This window comes from Pseudomonas typographi, assembly GCF_014694385.1.
Classification (GTDB): Bacteria; Pseudomonadota; Gammaproteobacteria; order Pseudomonadales; family Pseudomonadaceae; genus Aquipseudomonas; species Aquipseudomonas typographi.
The window spans coordinates 1-6,711 of the sequence record NZ_JAAOCA010000073.1 but is presented as its reverse complement, the minus strand read 5'-3'; the positions used below and the strand labels follow the sequence as shown (position 1 = coordinate 6,711).

The 6,711-nt window shown below is 58.6% G+C and carries 8 protein-coding genes; 1 reads left to right on the top strand and 7 read right to left on the bottom strand.

The genetic code is table 11. The features are described from left to right. Nucleotides 1-64: 64 nt before the first annotated feature. Nucleotides 65-712 (bottom strand): hypothetical protein, encoded by a 648-nt coding sequence (locus HAQ05_RS27435; protein ID WP_238936607.1) that lies wholly within the window; start codon nucleotides 710-712, stop codon nucleotides 65-67. A 123-nt stretch (nucleotides 713-835) separates the two neighbouring features. Here HAQ05_RS27435 and HAQ05_RS27430 point away from each other — a divergent pair, with 123 nt between their 5' ends. Beyond that, a complete protein-coding gene (locus HAQ05_RS27430) occupies nucleotides 836-1,450 on the top strand; it encodes a hypothetical protein (protein WP_190427424.1) in 615 nt (204 codons plus the stop codon). Here HAQ05_RS27430 and HAQ05_RS27425 read toward each other — a convergent pair. The 6 genes from HAQ05_RS27425 to gp17 all read right to left on the bottom strand — a co-directional run. Then, entirely contained in the window at nucleotides 1,437-4,769 is a 3,333-nt protein-coding gene (locus HAQ05_RS27425; protein ID WP_190427422.1) for a phage tail tape measure protein, read from the bottom strand. The two genes, HAQ05_RS27430 and HAQ05_RS27425, sit on opposite strands and share 14 nt — an antisense overlap. 47 nt (nucleotides 4,770-4,816) lie before the next feature. Further along, nucleotides 4,817-5,173, bottom strand: coding sequence for a hypothetical protein (locus tag HAQ05_RS27420; RefSeq protein ID WP_190427420.1), 357 nt, complete (start codon nucleotides 5,171-5,173; stop codon nucleotides 4,817-4,819). 51 nt (nucleotides 5,174-5,224) lie between these two features. Beyond that, complete coding sequence (locus HAQ05_RS27415; RefSeq protein WP_190427426.1) at nucleotides 5,225-5,431, bottom strand: phage tail assembly protein T; 207 nt, start codon at nucleotides 5,429-5,431, stop codon at nucleotides 5,225-5,227. 77 nt (nucleotides 5,432-5,508) lie between these two features. Continuing rightward, on the bottom strand, nucleotides 5,509-5,841 hold the full coding sequence (locus tag HAQ05_RS27410) for a phage tail assembly chaperone family protein, TAC (protein WP_190427419.1): 333 nt from the start codon (nucleotides 5,839-5,841) through the stop codon (nucleotides 5,509-5,511). A gap of 9 nt (nucleotides 5,842-5,850) precedes the next feature. Next, the gene (locus HAQ05_RS27405) at nucleotides 5,851-6,345 is read right to left on the bottom strand and encodes a phage tail tube protein (RefSeq protein WP_190427418.1); all 495 of its coding nucleotides are present in this window, start codon (nucleotides 6,343-6,345) and stop codon (nucleotides 5,851-5,853) included. Nucleotides 6,346-6,409: 64 nt separating this feature from the next. Next, nucleotides 6,410-6,711: tail completion protein gp17 (gene gp17, locus HAQ05_RS27400; protein WP_190427415.1), on the bottom strand; the 302-nt coding region annotated here is incomplete at its 5' end.

Here is a 6,711-nt window from a genome sequence, read left to right as displayed (position 1 = left end):
TCGCCGGTGCCGGTGTGCGCCAGCACCATGCCGTCCGCAAAGTCGAGCTGGCAGGCGTAGACGATCATGAACTTGCCCTGGCTGAGGATATCCACCACCGCCTGGCTGAAAGGAAACACGGTCGCCACCAGAAGGCCTCCCGAAGCTGGAGCGTGCCGCTGGCCACGATAGGTTGGACGGTCAGTTGGTTGGAATCGTCGGTCCTGCGCATCTCGGAATAGGGGTTCTGGTATTCGACGGCCGTCCCGGCCACCAGCGTCTTGCGGATGCGCTTGTTGAGGTTCACCACGACCTGGCCCTGGCCATCCGAGGTCGCATCGTCGATGACCTCGAACATTTCGCCAGCCACCGTGATGTAGTCGCCCATGGAAAACACCTTCGCGCTCGCGGTAACCCCGCCGATGGTCATCACCAGGGCCTGGGCATTGCCGGACACCACCACCGCGGCGCCGATGGAGTCGGTACGGCGGCGGGTGAATGCCGGCACGTTCACCGTCCCGAACATCCCCTGGAGGCTGCCGATCAGCGACGTAAGCTGACGCTCGCGGTCACGGGTCTGGTTGTTGAAGGTCAGCGTGCATTGCCAGTAGGCACCGGGATAGCCCACCACCTGCTGGGCGTTGGAGAGCGACGAGGTAAAGCCCCGGTTGTTGTAAACCATGCCCCAGGTCATTTCGTTCGGACACAGCGAAGCCGGCCATGGAATAGCCATTTAAGGTTCCTGAGCAGTAGATTCATCGAAGCTGTATAAAGATCCAGCGTGGATAAAACCCTACTAACAGCCTATGGCACCGGCGTAGTAGGATCTGAACACCATGGAAGGAGATCAAAAAGTATGGCTGCGCTCAACTTTAATATTAATTCAGAAAATGCCATAGTTTGGGCCGACTCCGAGGTGCGCGATGCTTTTACTGGAGATATCTGGAGGGCTAATAAAGTTGTCTGCATTCCTCACCTGAACCTCATCGTGGCGTGCACTGGTTTTGGCGAACTCCTGGCCCGATGGGTCGGATTCCTAAATTATAAGCATGGTGCCGTTGATATAAACTCTCTTGACAAATATGTCACTCAGGCCCTGCAAGAAATATGGAGGTCCATAAATGACTTCATCCCGGCCAGCCTCAATCAGGCGGTAACAGTCTATCACTTTGGATTCGCAAAGACTGAATCTGATCATGTTATGCGCGCCTATGCTTATAGATCCACAAACGAGTTCAAATCGGAATTTATTAGAGGCGGACTCATGGTTGAGCCCGATCTTCCTGAAAATTTCGCCTACAGTTTCCCGGAAGATATGCTCGCAATGGTTCAGGCGCAGGCAGATAACCAGCTGAGGCCGGAAGTCGAAACTAAAGTCCATATAGGCGGCGAGGTGGTATGCACGACCCTAGACCGCCAAGGATTTACGATTTCAACTCTGGGGCGAATCAACGCCGTTACCGGCGGTTGAGTAGCTGCCGCACCGGGCCGTTTCGCTTCAGATCGCTGATCACAAGCGCATAGCCGTCCTCGGCGCCCTTCTTGGACGCCTGGGCGATGCGTGCCAGCGTGGCGTCGTCGGCCGAGCCCTGAACAGTGATGTGCTGGGTGATGCCGCCGATTGTTGTCGTGCCTGAGTTGGCAGCAGATTCGGCCGCCGTGGTATCGCCGGTGCTCAACGCGCGCACGCCCAGCGACCCATCGGCGGCCCGGGTCAGCGGCATGATCGCTTCAGGGCCCGCCTCGGCGAAAATGCCGGCGCCTTTGGCGAAAGCGAACATTTGCGGGCTGTTGTAGATCTGGTTCGAATAGGCCGACAGGCTGGTAGAGTCATAGACCCCGCCCTTGGCATTCGCTACCAAAGAGCCCGAGCTGGAACCGGTCATGACACTGGCGCCGAGCGCCGCGCTGCCGCCCGTGAGGAAGCTGAACGCAGTGCTAAGAAAGCCGGCCGCTGCTTGTCGCACCTGGATACGAATCAGATCCTCGATCACGCCATCAGCGAAGTCCTTGAACGAGAGCTTGCCGGTCTTCACAAAATTGACGATCCCGTCTTCCATGTTGTTGAACGCATCGGAAAACAGCGTCTTGGTCTGGCCAGCGACATCGGCGGCCTGATCGGCATAGTTTTTAAACGCCGCCCTCGCCCCCTTGCTCCACTCGGCCTGGGCCTGATCGATGTTCTTGAAGCCATCCTCCATGGCCGCGCGCTGCTTGGGCAGGTACTCGTTGGTGAGGTCGATCTGAGCCTGAAGCTCGTTGCGCTGTTTCGCGGTAGTCGCGTTGGCCAACTCCGTGCGCAGCGACAGCAGCTTTTCGTTGGTTTCGCGCTCGAGCTCCAGGCGCTGCTGGGCGCGATCCGCCTCCTTGTCGCCCTGCCCTACAGCGGCCGCTTGGTTGGCGTATTGCGCCATGTCGTTGGCCAGCTTTTTCTGCAGTTCTTGCCGGTACTCTTCGGCCTGGGACAAGCCGTTCGCCGCTTTGGTGGCGGTATTTAGTTGCTCGGTTAGCCACGCCGTTCCCTGGGCATATTCCTGCTGTGAAATCTTCCCGTTCTTGTACAGCAGATTCAGTTGAGCCGTAGATTTCTGGAATTGCTCGGTGGCAGCACCTGCTGGGTCGAACGATTTTTTTAGTTCGAGATATCCCGTGGCAGCCTGCTTTAACTGTTCCGTAAGAGCGGTCTGCGCCTTTGTGTTTTCCTTGGTTTCCTTGGTTGCCGCCTTATTTATTTCTTGCTGAGCTTTCTGTGCATAGGCGAGCGACATGATCGCAACGCCATCAGCTTTGGAGAGTTCGGTATGGTTCTTCACATACCGGGCAGCCTCCTTCACAACATCATTGTTATCTTCAAGCTTGCCCAGTTGGTCCTGCATTGTCTGGATATACTTCTCACCAGCGGCAGTTAGGCCCTGTGTCGCTTGGGTGCTGGTTGTGGAAGCCGCGACGCCCTTGTTCATTTCGCCACGAAGCGCGTTCAGGTGATCGGTGGCTTCGGTGGAAACACCCTTGAGGGTGGATACGGCGCCAGCATGTTTTATCAAGCTATCAACCACAGAGGCCGGTACTCTGGCGTCGGTTTTCATCTTCTCAAGGACCGGGGAAAGATCCTTGCCGGCCGTGTAAAGCTCGTTGAGTTGCTTGGAATATTCCTGATAAGCAGAGGTGCCGGCTGCGTTTGATCGAGGGCCAACTAGGCCGGTTTGGAGCATCCCCTGAAGCTTGGAATACTCCTCGCCGACAGCCTTGATACTCTCCGCTTCCGCCTCGCTCCACTTCACCATCGCAGCGGCCTTCTGGTCGCGGGTTAGTGCCTTGAACTTGGCGATCACATCATCGAGCGGCCCTTTCAAGCCCTCCAGGCCTTCGGCCGCCTTGTCGGCACTGCTGCGGAAATCTACGAACGAAAGAGCAGCTGCACCAGCAATGAAGACAAGCCCGACCGGGCCGCCCATCAACGCTAGCACGCTTTTGCCTGCGGTCGCTAAGGTAGTCGCCGCCCGTGACATAACACCCATAGCCACGCCGGCGGCGGTCGAGGTATTGGCCACAAGCGTGTTCGCGGCCGCCTCTGCCGTACGCGCGGCGGCCAAGGTGGTGCTGATGGTGAGCGCTTTCGTTTTCGCAGCCGTCAGGGCATTTTCTGCAATGGCGATCTGGTCCGCCGTGGTCGCTAGGCTCTTGTTGAGCGTCGCCACCTGCACGGCGTTCTTCGCAACCACCAAATCAACTTCAGCCTTTCTCGTCGCTGCGGCAGCCGCGGCCAAGGTAGCCTTCGCTTCCTGTGCGGACGCCACCATGCGAGCGGCGCCAGCGGTTCCCAGCGCGGCGTAACCACCGACAACCTTGGCGAGCGCCACATAGAGGCCAGTGGTCAAGGCTTGGGATAGCGCGTCTGAGTGATCCCTCAGTCCGTCCAGCGCCGCCGGCAGGCTTCCGTCGATTACCTTCGACGCGGAAATAATTTCAGCGGCGAGCTTGCTACTGGTGCCAGTAGCCTGGTCGATCTCGCCGATGAAGTGCGTTACCGAGTTGCCGACCACCGTCAGGCTGCCGCCAATCGTGGCGCTCATCTTAGAGAACAACGTATCGACCGCACCGGCCTGGGCCTGCAAGGCTTTCACGACCGCTTCTGCCGTTAGCTTGCCTTGAGCACCCAAACTACGCAGTTCCGCCACCGTCTTGCCCATACCGGCAGCAATCGCCTGAGAAAGCGCCGGGGCTTGCTCAAGTACCGAACCCAGCTCTTCCCCGCGCAAGGTGCCCGAGGCAAAGGCCTGGCCCAACTGGATCAGCGCTGCGTTAGCGCTTTCGGCCGAGGCGCCCGAGATTGCCAACGTCTTGCTGATGGTGCCCACAACGCCGGCTACACCCGCGCTGGACAGTTTCAGCGCGGTCTGGTTGGTGGCTATGCGCTGGTATAGTTCTGCCGTTGCGGCGAGTGGCTGGCGAGAATCCTGGGCTATGCCGAACACCGCGGCCTGAGCCGTCGCAAGCTCAGCGGAGCCGCTGGTGACAAGCTTGAGGCGGTTGGTAAGCGAGCCATACGCCTCTGTAGCCTCATACACGGTGTGCAAGCTGAAGGCGGCAGCCAGGGGAGCCGCGATTCCAGCGGCAACGCTCGTCAACGATGCGAATTGGCGTTCCAGTACCTCGACCTGGCTAGACGCCTTAGTCGCGGCCGCGCCCGTGCTCGATACCGATCGGGCGGCCTGGTCCATGCCCTGCTGAAAGCCGCCGATCTTGGCCACCAGATCCAGCGTCAGCGTGCCCAAAGAGCGCGATGCCATAATCTTTCTCCAGCCGTAAAAAAACCCGCCGAAGCGGGCTTTACATTTCAGTTTCCACAAAGCGTCCGGACCATGGGGTCAGGAGCATCACCTGCCTCAATCCATGAGTCGTTTAGCGATTCATCGTAGGCGAAACGCGTGAATCCGGCGTAACCTCCAAAGCCATTCTTACCGTTCACCTCCCCACAAATTGACCATTTCTTGGGATCGGAAGAAATACCTTTTGCCATCACATTTCGAAACTGTGCGGAGGATGGATCTCTCATCTTCGCAGCAACAGAATGCTGGGCCTTTTTAACTAGGTTCGGTGGGGCTTTGTAGATTCCTCGTGATTGATCACCAGCTGCTGAAAGCGAAATGCAGCAGCAGATAGCTGCCCCGAAAGTGGCAATTAATCGTCCCATATACCCTCCCTGTTTTTTGGCACCATAGCACCGCCGGGGCTTCGGCCAAAGCTACACCCACTCTTCCATCGCCTGCTCCAGGCTAATGGGCGGCCTTTCCGCGTGTGGCATGAAGTCGATCAGCGCCGCATCGCCCCCGCGCAGCCGGTTGACCTGCAAGGCGATGATCGCGCCCATCTGCTCCTGGCGCTGCATCGAGTTGAACGATCCATGCTTTTCCCGATACGCAGCCCAGGCCAGCATCTCCGCATAGCTCATGTTTTGCCTGAGTTCCGCCACCGTCCGCCCGCCGACTCCGTTCAGCACCAGTTCGTGCTGCAACTCATCGGCGGCCGTCAGTTTTTTACCGGGGCATTGACCTCATTCACGGCTTGCAGCAGCGCGATACCCAGGCTGGGGTCGAGGTTAACCGCATCGTCGAACGGCAATTCTTCCTCGCCGTCAGGGCCGAGAAACACGCTCGCGGACAGGTACCGGGCGTTGCGGTATTTCTGCGCCTCGCCGTCAACAAACATCGCCTCCATCACACCGAAGGCGTGCTTGCGAACGTGGATATCGAATTTCTCGGTGATTTCCTTGCCCTTGACGGTATGAGTCCATTCCACCGTTTTCTTCACGAAGGCGTCGGTAATGACGCCTCCCTTTTTCTTCAAGTCGGCCAGCTTCATGGGTTCGCCTTATGCAGTTTTGGGAACCCAGGCAGACCCGCCCGAGCGCTGAATGGACACCGCAGTGCTGACGTTCGCATTCCCGGCGAAGTCGAACGGAAAATCCGCAACGTAGCCTTCGAAGACAAACCAGGTGCGGCTGGTGGGAAGCTCGAAATCATCGCCAGCTTCATTGAGGGTCGGCGGCTCGGTGCCATCTGACCAGCCCACGGCCCACTTGATCGTGGTTTCGCCATCGGCTTCGGACAACTGATGCAGACGGATGTGGCTTGCGTTGCGCGGGTCGGCCAGGATGGTCATCGAGGCTTGGCCAGGGGTGCGCAGGCCCTTTTTCGACTTGCGTACGGTGTCTTCCAGGCAAGTGTCATCGATCTGGTCCGCCGGGGAGCCGCCAGGGTTGAAGGCGGTCGCACAGTCAATGGCCAGCACGCTCAGCGCTCCGGTACCGCCATCGACTGGCGGCACCAGGGCATAGATCTTGGTACCTTGGGTAAGGATCGACATGGTTTTCTCCGTCTGTCGGGCATAAAAAAACCCGCGCTAGGCGGGCATCGGTTACAACGGGCGTTTAGCGGGTTACCCACCAATCCACGTCGAAGCTGTAGCGGTAGGTTTTGGTCGTAGCGTCATAGAATTCGCCATTCCAGCGGATGACGTAGGCCTTTAGCTCGATGGCGTCACGGAGGGTCTTGGCCACGTTTCGGGTTTGCGTGGCAGAGGTGCCATATACGTCGATCTGCAGCTCGAACCGGTCAGAGTCGGGCCGATCAGCCAGGTAGTTGTCCGGCTCGCCCCCAATCGTCTGCCAAACCGCATAAGGCTTGCTCACCCCTTCCGGGGCCTCGCCGAACGGGTACAGACGGGTGGGCG